General features: G+C 63.9%; 14 protein-coding genes. 9 read left to right on the top strand and 5 right to left on the bottom strand.

The window, feature by feature from the left end:
* Positions 1-94 precede the first annotated feature (94 nt).
* A complete protein-coding gene (locus tag ACWHXP_RS08245) occupies positions 95-1,090 on the top strand; it encodes a site-specific integrase (RefSeq protein ID WP_121040226.1) in 996 nt (331 codons plus the stop codon).
* Positions 1,091-1,115: 25 nt separating this feature from the next.
* Here ACWHXP_RS08245 and ACWHXP_RS08250 read toward each other — a convergent pair whose 3' ends face one another.
* Complete coding sequence (locus ACWHXP_RS08250) at positions 1,116-1,484, bottom strand: hypothetical protein (RefSeq protein WP_039788085.1); 369 nt, start codon at positions 1,482-1,484, stop codon at positions 1,116-1,118.
* Between the two features lie 270 nt (positions 1,485-1,754).
* Here ACWHXP_RS08250 and ACWHXP_RS08255 point away from each other — a divergent pair, with 270 nt between their 5' ends.
* On the top strand, positions 1,755-2,375 hold the full coding sequence (locus ACWHXP_RS08255; RefSeq protein WP_489634039.1) for a carboxymuconolactone decarboxylase family protein: 621 nt from the start codon (positions 1,755-1,757) through the stop codon (positions 2,373-2,375).
* A 77-nt stretch (positions 2,376-2,452) separates the two neighbouring features.
* Here ACWHXP_RS08255 and ACWHXP_RS08260 read toward each other — a convergent pair whose 3' ends face one another.
* The 3 genes from ACWHXP_RS08260 to ACWHXP_RS08270 form a co-directional block, all read right to left on the bottom strand.
* Positions 2,453-3,247, bottom strand: coding sequence for an EAL domain-containing protein (locus ACWHXP_RS08260; RefSeq protein ID WP_489625477.1), 795 nt, complete (start codon positions 3,245-3,247; stop codon positions 2,453-2,455).
* Positions 3,248-3,319: 72 nt separating this feature from the next.
* Positions 3,320-5,839 carry a YbcC family protein gene (locus ACWHXP_RS08265; RefSeq protein ID WP_489634038.1) on the bottom strand — a complete coding sequence of 840 codons (2,520 nt, stop codon included), beginning with the start codon at positions 5,837-5,839 and terminating at the stop codon, positions 3,320-3,322.
* Between the two features lie 23 nt (positions 5,840-5,862).
* On the bottom strand, positions 5,863-7,425 hold the full coding sequence (locus tag ACWHXP_RS08270) for an NADH-quinone oxidoreductase subunit L (protein WP_489634037.1): 1,563 nt from the start codon (positions 7,423-7,425) through the stop codon (positions 5,863-5,865).
* Between the two features lie 98 nt (positions 7,426-7,523).
* On the opposite strand from ACWHXP_RS08270, the gene ACWHXP_RS08275 reads away from it, so the two are divergent.
* From ACWHXP_RS08275 to ACWHXP_RS08305, 7 genes are all read left to right on the top strand, one after another.
* Complete coding sequence (locus ACWHXP_RS08275) at positions 7,524-8,417, top strand: LysR family transcriptional regulator (protein ID WP_034329222.1); 894 nt, start codon at positions 7,524-7,526, stop codon at positions 8,415-8,417.
* Positions 8,418-8,619: 202 nt separating this feature from the next.
* Positions 8,620-8,835, top strand: coding sequence for a hypothetical protein (locus ACWHXP_RS08280; protein ID WP_034329223.1), 216 nt, complete (start codon positions 8,620-8,622; stop codon positions 8,833-8,835).
* Positions 8,836-8,988: 153 nt separating this feature from the next.
* Positions 8,989-9,306, top strand: coding sequence for an ArsR/SmtB family transcription factor (locus ACWHXP_RS08285; RefSeq protein WP_121040210.1), 318 nt, complete (start codon positions 8,989-8,991; stop codon positions 9,304-9,306).
* 2 nt (positions 9,307-9,308) lie between these two features.
* Positions 9,309-9,758: a YeeE/YedE family protein gene (locus ACWHXP_RS08290; RefSeq protein WP_489625474.1), complete on the top strand. Its 450-nt coding sequence runs from the start codon at positions 9,309-9,311 to the stop codon at positions 9,756-9,758.
* Positions 9,755-10,183, top strand: coding sequence for a YeeE/YedE family protein (locus tag ACWHXP_RS08295; RefSeq protein ID WP_134222363.1), 429 nt, complete (start codon positions 9,755-9,757; stop codon positions 10,181-10,183). Before ACWHXP_RS08290 ends, ACWHXP_RS08295 begins: the two co-directional genes overlap by 4 nt.
* A gap of 87 nt (positions 10,184-10,270) precedes the next feature.
* Positions 10,271-11,146 (top strand): MBL fold metallo-hydrolase, encoded by an 876-nt coding sequence (locus ACWHXP_RS08300; protein ID WP_489634036.1) that lies wholly within the window; start codon positions 10,271-10,273, stop codon positions 11,144-11,146.
* Positions 11,147-11,570: 424 nt separating this feature from the next.
* Positions 11,571-12,266 carry a VIT1/CCC1 transporter family protein gene (locus ACWHXP_RS08305; RefSeq protein ID WP_034341368.1) on the top strand — a complete coding sequence of 232 codons (696 nt, stop codon included), beginning with the start codon at positions 11,571-11,573 and terminating at the stop codon, positions 12,264-12,266.
* Positions 12,267-12,269: 3 nt separating this feature from the next.
* Here ACWHXP_RS08305 and ACWHXP_RS08310 read toward each other — a convergent pair whose 3' ends face one another.
* Positions 12,270-12,683, bottom strand: a complete 414-nt coding sequence (locus ACWHXP_RS08310; protein WP_209568972.1) for a DUF2306 domain-containing protein — start codon at positions 12,681-12,683, stop codon at positions 12,270-12,272.
* Between the last annotated feature and the right edge of the window lie 271 nt (positions 12,684-12,954).

Below are 12,954 nucleotides of genomic sequence, written 5' to 3' on the forward strand. Positions count from 1 at the left end.
ATGTCGAAAATAATTAACACAGGATATTGGATGATTATCGAATCTGATCGCGTAAAATCCTCCGAATCTGCCCTCACCCGTCTGTAATGAGCCCATGCCAGCCGCACCAGCACCGTTGAATATCGATGACTATCTGCACGCCGCCACCCGTGACAACACTCGCCGCAGCTATCGTGCGGCCGTGAAGCATTTCGAAGTGGAATGGGGTGGTTTTCTGCCAGCCACGGCGGACAGCCTGGTGCGCTATCTGGCTGAGCACGCCGGCAAGCTGGCGCACAACACGCTCAAGCAGCGCATCTCCGCGCTGGGCCAGTGGCATGTAGACCAGGGATTCCCGGACCCGACCAAGGCTCCGGTCGTGCGCAAGATGCTGCGCGGCATCCTGGAACTGCATCCTGCCCAGGAAAAACGCGCCAAACCGCTGCAGCTGGAGGCGCTGGAGCAGACCATCGCCCATCTGGAACGCGAACGGGAACTGGCACGCCAGCAGGCGCGCTTTGCCGACCTGCTGCGGCATACGCGCGACAAGGCATTGTTGCTGATCGGATTCTGGCGGGGATTTCGCAGCGACGAATTGGCGCGGCTGGATATCGAACGCATTGAGGCGGTGGCAGGCGAAGGCATGCGCATCCACCTGCCCCGCACCAAGACCGACCGCAGCCTCAAAGGCAGCACCTACAAGACGCCGGCGCTGTCACGGTTGTGCCCGGTGGCGGCTTATCTCGACTGGCTGGCGGTGAGCGGCCTGAGCAGCGGACCGGTACTACGCGGCATCGATCGCTGGGGCCGCATCAGCGAAGAAGCGGTCAATGCGGCCAGCATCATCCCCTTGCTGCGACGGATCCTGAAATCGGCAGGGATTGATGATGCACATCTCTACAGCTCGCACTCGCTGCGGCGCGGCTTTGCCAGCTGGGCCAGCGCCAATGGCTGGGAGATGCGCGCCCTGATGGAATACGTGGGATGGAAAAACATTCATTCGGCGGCACGCTATGTGGAATCTCAGGATCCCTACCACCGCGCCATGCTGGAGCGTCTGCTGCCGCAGCAGACTGCGGCGCTCGGCACGCCCGATCAGGCCGAACCATAGACCACCGCGATCCGGTCTGGCCGGACTACTCGCAGTCGGGGTTGCCGTGCGTTCTCACGCATTGCGCACGGGCGCAGGCGGCGATCACCTGGTTGCGCCCATATTCATTGATGTCGACCGTCACGTAGACGGGATATTGCTGATACTCGGTACGCAGGATGTCCTGGCAGACCGTATCGGTCCGGTTGCCGTTGACCACCGAGCTGCAGCGCGTCTGCCCGGTCGGCACCTGGATGGTGCGGGTGCGCATTTCCATCCGCGTCTGCTGGATGATCGGGTACTGGGCATAGGCGGCCGGGGCGCACTGGCTCTCGGTGGCGCGATAGGCCTCGGTGGCGCAACCGCCAAGCGCCAGCATCACGGCCAGCCACGGGAGCACGGCGTAGGTTTTCATCGGTAAGGTCTCGTTGCTTGTTCAGTGGGCAGAGATTGTAGCCGCGCACGGGTCCCGGCACCATGACGACGCGCAGCAGCACCTCCGGACGGGAGCGAAATCGGCAAGGACGTGCCGATGTTGCATGACATTCACATGGGCTCAGGCGAAAGTGAAGACTCAGCAACACAATCCGCTGAAGCTCCCCTATCCTAGAGCCGCCGTCGCGGTGGCCCGCCAAGGCCAGCGTCGGCACCATAACCAGACCAACATCCAGAGACAGAGACCTTCATGAAACGATTCCTGCGCATTGCCCTTGCCTCGACCTTGCTCTCGGCCGCCGTCGGCCAGGCTGCGGATCGCCTGCCGGTGATCCAGCCCGATCAATACACGCCGGAACAGAAAAAAGCCGCCGATGAATTCCTGGCCGCCCGCAAGGTGCCGGTGTTCGGGCCCTTCGAACCGCTGATGCACAGCCCGCAAGTGATGACGCAGGCACGCTCGATGGGCGACTACCTGCGCTACAACTCGGCCATCGGCAATACCCTCAGCGAACTGGTGATTCTGATCACGGCCCGTGAATGGACCCAGGATTACGAGTGGTACGTACACTATCCCATCGCCATCAAAGCCGGCATCAAGCCGGAAGTGGCGGCGGCCATCGCCGACGGCCGCCGTCCCGAGGGCCTGAGCGAGGACGAGCAGATCGTCTATGACTTCTCGCTCGAACTGCATCGCAACAAGCGCGTCTCCGATCCGACCTTCGCCCGCGCCGAAAAGCGTTTCGGCAAGAAGGGCGTGGTCGATCTGACCGGCATCAATGCCTATTACACGCTGCTGGCCATGCAGATGAACGCGGCGCAATACCAGGCACCGAAGGATGCCAAACGGCTGGTGCGCTTCCCCGAATAAGGGCTGGCAGGACGCAAAAAAAGCGGCATCTCCGGATGCCGCTTTACTTTCTTGTTTGCTGCTTCTTTTCGACCTGATCAGTCCCAGGCCTGGGTCGGCACGATGGCCAAAGTCTGGAAAGCTGGCTTGGCAAACCAGTACCCCTGCATCAGGTCGATCCCCAGCGCCGCCAGGTGATCGCGTTCGGCACGGGTCTCCACGCCCTCGGCCAGGATCTCGATATCCAGCTCCTCGCAGATGGCGGCGATGCCGGCCACGATGGCCTGGCGCGGCTTGTCGGTGTCGATGTTGCGGACCAGGTCCATGTCGATCTTGATCAGATCGGGCTGGTATTCGGCCAGCAGGTTCAGGCCCGCATAGCCGGCGCCGAAGTCATCGATGGCGGTACGAAAACCGAAGCGGCTGTATTCCCGGAAGATGTTCACCAGGTGCGGGCGGTCGACCACGCGCTCCCCTTCGGTTACCTCGAAGATGATGCGTTCGATCGGGAAGTCATGCTTGCGTGCGGCCTTGAAGGTGCTCTGGATGCATACCTCCGGGCGGTACACCGCATTGGGCAGGAAATTGATCGACAGGTACTGCGTCATGCCCAGCCGTGCCGCGCCTTCCACCGCCTTGGTACGGCAAGCCTGGTCGAAACGATAGACGTTGCTGTCATTGACCTGGTTCAGCACCGTGTACGCGGGCTCGCCCTGCGGCCCGCGCACCAATGCTTCATAGGCGTACACCGAGCGCGTGGACAGGCGCACGATGGGCTGATAGGCATATTCAAACTCGATGTCCAGCTTACCGTCGTCCGAGCAGCCCTCGCAGGAGCGACGCGCGGCGTCCTCTCCCGGGCTGGCATTGGAGTCTGGAATGATGGGGATCATGCTTTCTCCGGTAAATCATTAGTTGCAAAACGGCATCTATGCTACCGCATCTTGCCAACGATACCAGAAGTTTCACAAGCCGATTGACTTCCATCCCTCGCGCCGCCACTGCTCCAGGCCTGCCTCTCCGAAACGCCACAGGTGCAGCCAGCCATGCTCCAGCAGCTGACGCACGATGGCGTGGCGGGCGACCACGGCATCGATGGCCTCGGCCGGCGCATCGATCACGACGGTCAGGCGCAGCGGTTCATGCACCCACTGCTGGCCATCATGCAGCGACTGGCGCGACAGGCCGATGCGCAGATCGCCGCCATTGCCTTCGAAGACACCGATGGTGCCCCCGACCACGTTGTGCAAGAGCTTGTTGCCGCTGCCCAGGCGCTGCGGATCGCTGGTGGAGGCGTGATATTGCCAGTTGATCCAGTGCGTCACCAGCATGGGCGCGGTCATCAGCAGTTCCAGCACGCTGCCGTCCCGATCCTCGCTGGCCTCGTAGTCATGCAGGAAGCAGCGGCCACCCAGGTCCAGTCCACGGCTGCGTGAACGCGGGGCGATCAGGAAGGCGGCATTGCCGGTCAGGCCCCATTCAGGACGCGTCTCGGCACCGTCGTTGGCGCGGCGGCGCAGTTGCTTCAGCAAGGCCGGCGCGGCCTGGGCCGGCTCCATCCCCAGGCGCAGCGCACGCTCGCGGCGGACACGGTCACCGGCCTCGGCCAGCACCGGCTGCAGGGCTTGCCAGCGCGCGCAGGCCGCTGCCGGCATCAGGTCGAGATCGAAGGCTTCGATTTCGTCGGTCGTGGTGTTGTGCAGGACGGCCAGGAAGTGGCTGTCTTCGGGGATGAAGATCTGCCGGTCCAGCAGGCCGCGGCGCACCTCCTGTTCGTTGAGCAACTGGGCCAGCGTGCGCGCGTTCACTTCGCCGGTCTGGCCGCAGCAGGCGCCACAGTCCAGCGCTGCCGCATGCGCGTTGTTGGCGGACTGGCTGCCATGCCCGGCCAGCAGTACCAGCGGGGCCACCTGGCGATCCAGGCCCATGGCGTGCAGCACGCGGGCGGCCAGTGCCACCTTGTCGTCCAGCGCGACGCCGACCAGTTGCGGCCGGCACACTTCGCGATAACGCGACGGCAGCCCGGCCAGGTCATCGCGCGCACGTTCGGCCTGGCCAGGCTGCAGCCATTTCCAGAGACCGCCCAGTGCTGTGACACCCGCCACCTCGACGAAGGAAAACGCCGACCCCGGCCAGCGCGTATTGCCCTGCCACTGTTCCTTGAAGGCCAATGTCTTGCGCCGCGCCCGTGCCACGGCACTGGCCAGCACGCCACCATCGGCGACCGTTCCGGCGGGGGCGACCACATCCTGCACCTGATAGGCCGGTGCCAGCAGGCCCGGCAACTGCGGACGGCTGGCCTCGGTGGCCAGCGGCGTGTAGGCCACCGGCAGGCCGAAGAAACCCGCGAAGCCCATCGTCTGCATGCCAGGATGGACCGCTTCCAGCGCCCGCCGTAGCGGTTCGCTGCGTACATCGATGCAGAATGCGGCCTGCACCTCGACCTGCGGCGCTGCATTGGCCGACTGTTGCAGCAAGGCTGCCGCCAGCTTGCGCTGGTAGCCAGCCTCCAGTGCGACCTGCCAGAGTTCATCGACCAGCAGATCCTGACGGACTTGTTCCAGACGCTCCTGCGAGCGCGCCCAGGCCTGCTGCACCGTGTGGAAGGCGTGGCTGGCGGCTTCGTCGTCCTTGCACTCCAGCAGCAAGGCACCCCAGGCCATGCGGATGGCCAGCAATTCACGCAGGTGTTCATCACTGCCGCCTGCGAGTTTGGCCTCCCAGCCCAGATAGGCACACCACGAGGCCCAGCCATTGACGGTCAGCAGGACCGATTCAAGATAGTCGGCCCAGACCTCGGGCGGCAGGTCCATGCGCCGCATCACCCAGCGTTCGGCCTCGCGCGCGCAGGCCGGCAGCGCCCGGACGCCATCGGCAATGTGCGGCAGGCCCATCAGCAAGCCGATGCCGTGGTCGTGCTCCAGCGTCTCGCGCCAGAAGGCATACAGGCCCATGCCGCGTTCAGGCTGCCAGTCGGCCTGGTGCTGGTCGAAATAGGCGGCACAGGTCTGGCTGACCTGGTGCGTGATGGCCTGCCGCCAGGAGAGCCGGGTGTGGCGCTGGGGATCGTTGTCCAGCACGTCGATCAGCAGCGGCAGCCTTGGCGCCGGGCCGGTGGCGGCCAGTACCGACAGACAGTGGGCAACGTCGAAACCGCGCTCCTGGGCCTCGATCGAGTGTGCCAGGGCGTATTCCAGATCTGCTTCGGTCACCCGGCCCTGGTCCCAGGCCTGCTGCAGCTGTTCCTTGGGCGGAAAGACCTGGATGCCGCCCAGCAGGGTCATGCGCGCGGCCACCTGGCGCAGCGGCATGCCGACCCGCGACCAGTGCGGATTGACGGCGATGGCACGATCCAGTGGCCAGGCCGGGGCGATGGCACCGCAGGCGTCCTGGCAGGCTTGCTGCAATTGCTGCTCCAGCTCGGCGCTCCACGCAGCGATCGGCGCGACGGCTGGTCCTTGGCTATCTTGGGCTAATACGTTCATGCTGTTTCTCCGGTGAGGCGGGCTCAGCCCTGGCTACGGCCATCGGCGGCGAGATTGTTCACTTGTTGTTCGGCAGCGGCCCGGCGGGCACTGGGAGCCCAGTTCGAGGGCCACAACTGCAGCGCCAGGCGGGTATAGGCTTCATCGAGGTAGAAGCCGGCGTAGCTGCGGCGTCGCCAGGCGGCCATCGACTGCGGTGCCAGTTGCAACAAGCCCATGCAGACATACAGGGCCAGCATCGCCAGCAAGGCCGTCACGCCGAACACGGCACGCGGGTAATCGTTGACGTGCAGCGGCAGCAGGTGGGCCACCAGGGCCGCGAGGGTCAGGCCGGCCGCACCCAGCAGGCCCAGCAGCCAGCCGCGCAGGCCACCACTGCCCTTGGCCGTGGAGCGCCACAGCAGCGGTGCCCAGGCCAGCCCGAGGATGCCGCTCCACCACCATGGCCAGGCCGCATGTGGGCTCAGGCTGTGCAGGCCCAGCACCAGGGCGATGCTGACCATCGGGGCGAGGATCACGCTCCAGGCTGACGGCAGCGCCGGGCTGTGCAAGGCCGACAGGCGGGTCTCCCGCACCACCGAGGAGGCCGACAGGAAGGCGTGTGCCTTGTACAGCGAGTGGCCGATCAGGTGCAGCGCGGCGAACAGGTACAGTCCGGCGGCGCACTCCAGCAGCATGAAGCCCATCTGCGCCACGGTCGACCAGGCCAGTTTGACCTTGATGCTGATGCGGGTCAGCATCACCAGCCCGGCCAGCAACACGGTACCGGCGCTGACGATGAGCAGCACGGCGCGCGCCGCGACGGCCTGCTCCAGCAAGGGTGCAAACCGCACCAGCACGAAGCCGCCCAGATTCACCACGCCGGCATGCAGCAGCGCCGAGACCGGGGTCGGCGCTTCCATCACCTGAATCAGCCAGCCGTGCACCGGCAGCAGCGCAGTGCGCAGGATCACCGCCAGGGTCAGGCACAGTGCGCTGATCTGCAGGCTGGTGCTCATGCCGTGCTGGCTCAGGTAGGCCCACAGGTCCGAGAAGGAGCCGCTGCCCACGGTCGTCCAGGCCAGCGCGGCCGCCGCGATCAGCAGGCAGTCGGCGATGCGGTCGGCGATGCTTTTCTTGTACGAAGCCAGACGGGCAAAGGGACGTTCCGGATAGAAGCACAGCAGGCGTTGCAGGGCCAGCCCCACGACGGCCCAGGCGGCGATCAGCACCACCCAGTGATCGGCCAGCAACAGCAGGTGGACGGCAGTCAGTACCAGCGCGAGCGCCGCGGCATACTGGCGCTGGCCGGCTTCACCCTGCAGGTAGCGTGCTGAAAAACTGCCGATGACGGTGCCCAGTCCCTGTACCAGCAGGGCCAGCACCAGGCCCAGCGTGGACGGATGCAGCACGCCCTGCCACGGGGCGCTGTCGCGTGCCATCACCAGGTTGAACAAGGTCAGCAGCAAAGCCAACAGGGAGAGCGACTGGAACAGCGTCCAGACGCGCGGCGGTGCCAGCCGGAACAGACACAGCGCCAGAGCGGCGGCCATCGTCAGCGCGGGCGGTGCCCAGGCGCTGCAGGAAATCAGGGGGATGGTCGTCATGACAAGAACCTCATGCATTGGAATGGCATCATGATGCTTGCCATCGATCGTTCTGTAAATTACATTTATCAGAACAAATTCATTCATAAAATCGAACGATGCGCCTAGAACAGCTTAACTTTCATCATTTGCGTTATTTCTGGCGGGTGGCCAAGCTCGGCCATCTGACACGGGCGGCGGAAGAACTGCACACCTCGCAATCCGCCGTGTCCGCGCAGATCCGCCAGCTTGAAAAGCAGCTGGAAGAAGATCTCTTCATCCGTGAAGGCCGCCGCCTGACGTTGACCGACACCGGGCAATTGGTGTTCACCTATGCCGACAATATCTTTGGACTTAGCCAGGAGCTGCTGGGCCGGCTGGAAGGCCGCTCGGCCGGGGTGACGCGCCTGCGAGTGGGTAGCGTGGCCACACTGTCGCGTAACTATCAGGAAAACTGGATCCGTCCCATGCTCTCTGACCCCTCGGTCTCTCTGACGCTGGAGTCGGGCTTGCTGGAAGGGTTGCTGGAGCGGCTGATGCAGCATCAGCTTGATGTGGTGCTGGCCAATGAGACCGTGCCCTCCGACCCGGATCGGCCCCTGCACTGCCGCTTCCTGGGCAGCCAGGCGGTCTCGGTGGTGGGTCCGGCGCACCGCTGGGAGGCACGCAGCCTGCGCATTCCGCAAGACCTGGAAGGCATCGACATGGCCCTGCCCGGCCCGCGTCACGCCCTGCGCATGCAATTCGACGCGCTGTGCATCTCCAATGACGTGCGCCCGCGCATGCGTGCCGAGGTGGACGACATGGCCATGCTGCGCCTGATCGCCCGCGACAGCGGCTGGCTCACCGTACTGCCGGAAGTGGTGGTGCAGGACGAACTGCGCAATGGTGCCCTGGTCGTGGCCGGCCAGACGAGCGAACTGGTGGAAAGCTTCTATGCCATCACCACGCCGCATCATCACTACGATGAACTGCTGGACCGGCTGCTGGCGGGCGGTCCCGTCCCTTCTTGATCTTCGAGGAAGATTGTTTCAGCCGCACGCGGGTTACCGGTCTGAAATAAATGCTACTCCTTGGTAGAATGCAAAATGATTTGCGCAAATATATGTACGCTAATGCCAATATTGCCAACGTGGTAATGGCGTACACTTGGGCAACTCAGGGGGCAAGTGTTGTCGAGCTTGCTGCTTCACGACAAGAAACCCGGCGGGCACGATGAGGAAGGCACTTTTCAGGTATCGCGACGAGCTGGTCAGGATAGAGCTCAAGTGTCCGGGCGACGCCGGCACCGGCTGGACCTGGGATCTCTATATCAATGGCGAACTGCAATTCTGTGGCGAAGATGCCCCGTTTGCGTTCGCTGAAGAGGCGATGGCGGCCGCCAAGCAGGCCAGCCGCCATCTGATCGACCTGCTGCACGCCTCCCACTGAGCAGCGCAGCGCGCTTGCCACAGCTGTTTCAGCGAATCACCCATCGTTTCACACCCTCCTCTTGCTTCGCTTCCGGTTCAGAAGGCCTTGCCATCTTCATGTCGCGCATTTATTATATGAATTAATATATTATTGAATTGAATAGTGTTCGCCATGACCAGCCCCAGCTCGCTACAAGCCGACCAGATGCGCCGCGCCGCCGGCCAGGCGGTGGCCGCGTTGAAGGTACTCGCCAATGAAGACCGGCTGTTGCTGATGTGCCAGCTATCGCAGGCTGAAATGTGCGTCAGCGAGCTGGAGGAAACACTCGATATCCGCCAGCCCACACTGTCCCAGCAACTTGGCGTGCTGCGCAACGAAGGGGTGGTCAGTACGCGGCGCGAGGGCAAGCGGGTGTACTACCGTGTCGCCGATCCCAAGTTGCTTGAGATGCTGGGACTGATGTACCAACTTTATTGCCCCAAGGAATGAGCATGGACATTGCGTGGAATGCCTTCACCCCCGCCGCCTCGCTGACCGGTGGCCTGCTGATCGGAGCGGCCGCCAGCGTGCTGGTGCTCTGCAATGGACGCATTGCCGGCATCAGCGGCATCGTCGCCGGTCTGCTGCCGCCCTCGGCATCGGATCGCGCCTGGCGCGCCCTCTTCGTACTCGGCTTGCTTCTCGCGCCGCTGCTGGTGTCACTGGCAAGCGCCCTGCCCGCGCCCCGCATCGACGCCGGCTATGCGGCCATCGTACTCGCAGGCCTGCTGGTCGGCGTGGGGACCCGTTACGGTGCCGGTTGCACCAGTGGTCACGGCGTCTGCGGCTTGTCGCGCCTGTCGCCACGCTCGGCGGTGGCGACGGCGTGCTTCATGGCGGCCGGATTTCTGAGTGTCTATCTGTTGCGCCACGTGCTGGGGCTGCAAGGAGTGCTGTCATGAGGCTCCTGCGCAACCTCGCCGCGCTGGCCGCCGGCTTGCTGTTCGGCCTCGGCCTGATCGTCTCGGGCATGGCCGATCCGGCCAAGGTATTGGGATTTCTGGATCTGGCTGGCCAGTGGGATCCATCGCTGGCCCTGGTGATGGGCGGGGCCATCGCCATCGGGCTGCCGGCCTTTACGCTGGCACGCAAGCGTCAGCGCACACTGCTGGGCGAACCGATGCAATTGCCCACGGCGCGCACCATCGACCGCCGACTGGTGCTGGGCAGCCTGCTCTTCGGCATCGGCTGGGGCATTGCCGGCATCTGCCCGGGACCGGCATTGGTCTTGCTAGGCATGGCATCGGGCAAAGGTCTGGCCTTCGTGCTGGCCATGCTGGCCGGCATGCTGCTGTTCCGCTGGAGCGAGCGGTTTTGGGCGAAATGAATGTTGCTGCACGCAGGGTGTCCTTACAGGGGGCCTCTTGCCGTAATCTGCCCGTTTGAATGTGAAGAAAAAACACCAGGATCACCCATGGACAATCTGCATATCGAAGGTCATTTCGACACCATCACCAGCACCGTCAGCTACCTCGTGCTGGACCGCGCCACCTTGCACTGTGCGCTGGTGGACAGCGTGCTGGACTACGACCCGAAGTCCGGCCGCACCTCCACCCGCAGCGCCGATCATCTGATCGCCCGTGTCAAGGCACTCGGTGCGACGGTGCAATGGATTCTGGAAACGCATGCGCATGCCGACCATCTCTCCGCCGCGCCCTACCTGAAGCAGAAGCTGGGTGGCCGCATCGCCATCGGCGAGCACATCCGCCAGGTGCAGCAGGTCTTTGGCAAGCTTTTCAACGCCGGCACCGAATTCGAGCACGACGGCAGCCAGTTCGATCATCTCTTCACCGATGGCGAAACTTTCCGGATCGGCCAGCTGCAGGCGCGCGTGATGCACACGCCTGGCCATACGCCGGCTTGTGTCACCTATGTAGTGGAAGAAGACGGACACAGCGCCGCCTTCGTCGGTGACACGCTGTTCATGCCCGACTATGGGACGGCGCGTTGTGACTTTCCGGGCGGAGATGCGCGGCAGCTGTTCCGTTCAATCAATGCGGTACTGTCGCTGCCGCCGCAGACACGCCTCTTCATGTGCCACGATTACCAGCCGGGAGGCCGCGAACTGCGCTTCGAGACCACCGTGGCGGAAGAACGCCAGCACAACATTCACGTTCGCGAAGGGATCAGTGAAGAGGCATTCGTGGCCATGCGCAGCGCGCGTGATGCCACGCTGGACATGCCGGTGCTGCTGCTACCTTCGGTACAGGTCAACATGCGCGCCGGACAGATGCCGCCAGCGGAAGGCAATGGTGTGCGTTATCTGAAGATCCCGCTCAACGCGGTGTGAGCAGGGTCAGCTGTGTCCCGAGGACTGGAACAGACCCAGCAGCGCGAGGCCGCCGATCAGTGCCAGGATGAGGATGCCGGCCACGATGGCGATGGCGGCTTTGGGCTTGCGATCAGCCATGATGAGATCTCCCTTGATGCATGGATGTAATGGGGTCTGCGGACGGATCGCTCAAAATTCAGAATGAAGACTCATCCGCAAGCGTTCACCCTAGCAAGCGGAGTCGGGCAACGGCATCAGCGCCAGCCTGGAAATGGCCTTCCGAAAGCCTGTCATCCTCGTGGGACAAACGGCGGTCAAGCTGCGCCATCCGTTCGCCATCAAATACGAATTGCCCTCATTTTCGCTAATTGTCGTGGCCTTTGCCGCAGCACAGCCCTAGAATCTGCGCCATTCCGCAACCCTGTATATGAACAGAAGTGTCATGGCCAAATTCCATCTCGAACATCACAAGGTCGACGCCATCTCCTGGCTACGCGCCGCCGTCCTGGGTGCCAACGACGGCATCGTCTCCACTGCCAGCCTGCTGGTGGGTGTGGTGGCGGCCAATGCCACGCATGAGAACGTGCTGCTGACCGGCGTCGCCGGCCTGGTCGCGGGCGCCATGTCGATGGCGACCGGCGAATATGTCTCCGTGCACTCACAGGCGGACAGTGAACACGCCGCCCTGAGCCAGGAGCGCGAAGAACTGGCCACGGATCCGGAAGGCGAACATCGCGAATTGATGGGCATCTACATGCGCCGGGGACTGAATCAGGAGACCGCGCATCAGGTCGCCACCCAATTGATGGCCCACGATGCCCTCGATGCGCATGCGCGCGATGAACTGGGCATTTCCGAAACCACGGCAGCGCGGCCGGTCCAGGCAGCCATCGTCTCGGCCCTGAGCTTTGCCGTCGGCGCAGCCTTGCCGCTGGCGGTGGTGCTGCTGGCACCGGTCGCCAGCCTGTTGCCGGCCATCGTGATTGCCGCCCTGCTGTCGCTGGCGGTACTGGGTGCGGTCGCGGCCAAAACCGGTGGTGCCAACTTGTGGAAAGGAGCCTTGCGGGTGAGTTTGTGGAGCTCGCTGGCCATGGGGTGTACGGCGGCGATCGGGTCTTTCTTCGGCGCGGCCGTCTAGCCATCAAAGCCAACCCAGCCATTGCCCCCAAATCAGTTGGCCGAGATAGCGTGACGGCAGCAACGTGAAGGCCCCCGCCACCAGGCAAGCACCGATGTAGACCCGCTGCATGGTGCGCCGATGCAGCGCGATATCACCACGCATCACCGCCGCGAGTCCGCGGTAGAGCAGGAAGGCCGTAGCTGGCACCAGCAGATGCAACGGCGTATAGCCCGCGATGTTGGGCAGGTCATGCGAACGGATGAAGAGCGCCGAAAGCACGGTAACGGCCATGCAGCTGAACCAGGCATAGCCCAGGGCGCGGTGCCATCGTGGCCGCACCGTGCGGCCGAGCCGGGCCCAGAAGGCGAAGGGTCCAATGACGACCGCAGCGAGTGCGACGCTCAAATGGAGTGCGATGAGAGGTGTGAGGGACATGGCAGGCTTTCAGCGAATCGGTGGAGCGATTCTGCTGAGGCTGCTGGCAGGACGATAGCGGGATGCGACGAAATGCAGATGGGATGCCGCAGAGTGCAGCGGCAAAGCGAATTAGTGTCGTCAGGCCGCCCAAGTCCGATCAACACTTGCCGCAATACCCCGACCACCTACGCGAGGGATGGGCCGTCCTCAGCGGTGGTGGCGGAGCGAGCACGTAGGGATCGGAAAACACGACGCACCACTCGGGCACCCGATCCCGCCGCCGGAGGCA

This window comes from Herbaspirillum sp. Her2 (genome assembly GCF_057961375.1).

What these genes read in the sequence shown, in the direction of transcription:
- ACWHXP_RS08300 (WP_489634036.1), top strand. Translation starts at nt 10,271, where the DNA reads ATGGACAATCTGCATATCGAAGGTCATTTCGACACCATCACCAGCACC.
- ACWHXP_RS08305 (WP_034341368.1), top strand. Translation starts at nt 11,571, where the DNA reads ATGGCCAAATTCCATCTCGAACATCACAAGGTCGACGCCATCTCCTGG.
- ACWHXP_RS08280 (WP_034329223.1), top strand. Translation starts at nt 8,620, where the DNA reads ATGAGGAAGGCACTTTTCAGGTATCGCGACGAGCTGGTCAGGATAGAG.
- ACWHXP_RS08255 (WP_489634039.1), top strand. Translation starts at nt 1,755, where the DNA reads ATGAAACGATTCCTGCGCATTGCCCTTGCCTCGACCTTGCTCTCGGCC.
- ACWHXP_RS08310 (WP_209568972.1), bottom strand. Translation starts at nt 12,683, where the DNA reads ATGTCCCTCACACCTCTCATCGCACTCCATTTGAGCGTCGCACTCGCT.
- ACWHXP_RS08265 (WP_489634038.1), bottom strand. Translation starts at nt 5,839, where the DNA reads ATGAACGTATTAGCCCAAGATAGCCAAGGACCAGCCGTCGCGCCGATC.
- ACWHXP_RS08285 (WP_121040210.1), top strand. Translation starts at nt 8,989, where the DNA reads ATGACCAGCCCCAGCTCGCTACAAGCCGACCAGATGCGCCGCGCCGCC.
- ACWHXP_RS08290 (WP_489625474.1), top strand. Translation starts at nt 9,309, where the DNA reads ATGGACATTGCGTGGAATGCCTTCACCCCCGCCGCCTCGCTGACCGGT.
- ACWHXP_RS08295 (WP_134222363.1), top strand. Translation starts at nt 9,755, where the DNA reads ATGAGGCTCCTGCGCAACCTCGCCGCGCTGGCCGCCGGCTTGCTGTTC.
- ACWHXP_RS08270 (WP_489634037.1), bottom strand. Translation starts at nt 7,425, where the DNA reads ATGACGACCATCCCCCTGATTTCCTGCAGCGCCTGGGCACCGCCCGCG.
- ACWHXP_RS08250 (WP_039788085.1), bottom strand. Translation starts at nt 1,484, where the DNA reads ATGAAAACCTACGCCGTGCTCCCGTGGCTGGCCGTGATGCTGGCGCTT.
- ACWHXP_RS08260 (WP_489625477.1), bottom strand. Translation starts at nt 3,247, where the DNA reads ATGATCCCCATCATTCCAGACTCCAATGCCAGCCCGGGAGAGGACGCC.
- ACWHXP_RS08275 (WP_034329222.1), top strand. Translation starts at nt 7,524, where the DNA reads ATGCGCCTAGAACAGCTTAACTTTCATCATTTGCGTTATTTCTGGCGG.
- ACWHXP_RS08245 (WP_121040226.1), top strand. Translation starts at nt 95, where the DNA reads ATGCCAGCCGCACCAGCACCGTTGAATATCGATGACTATCTGCACGCC.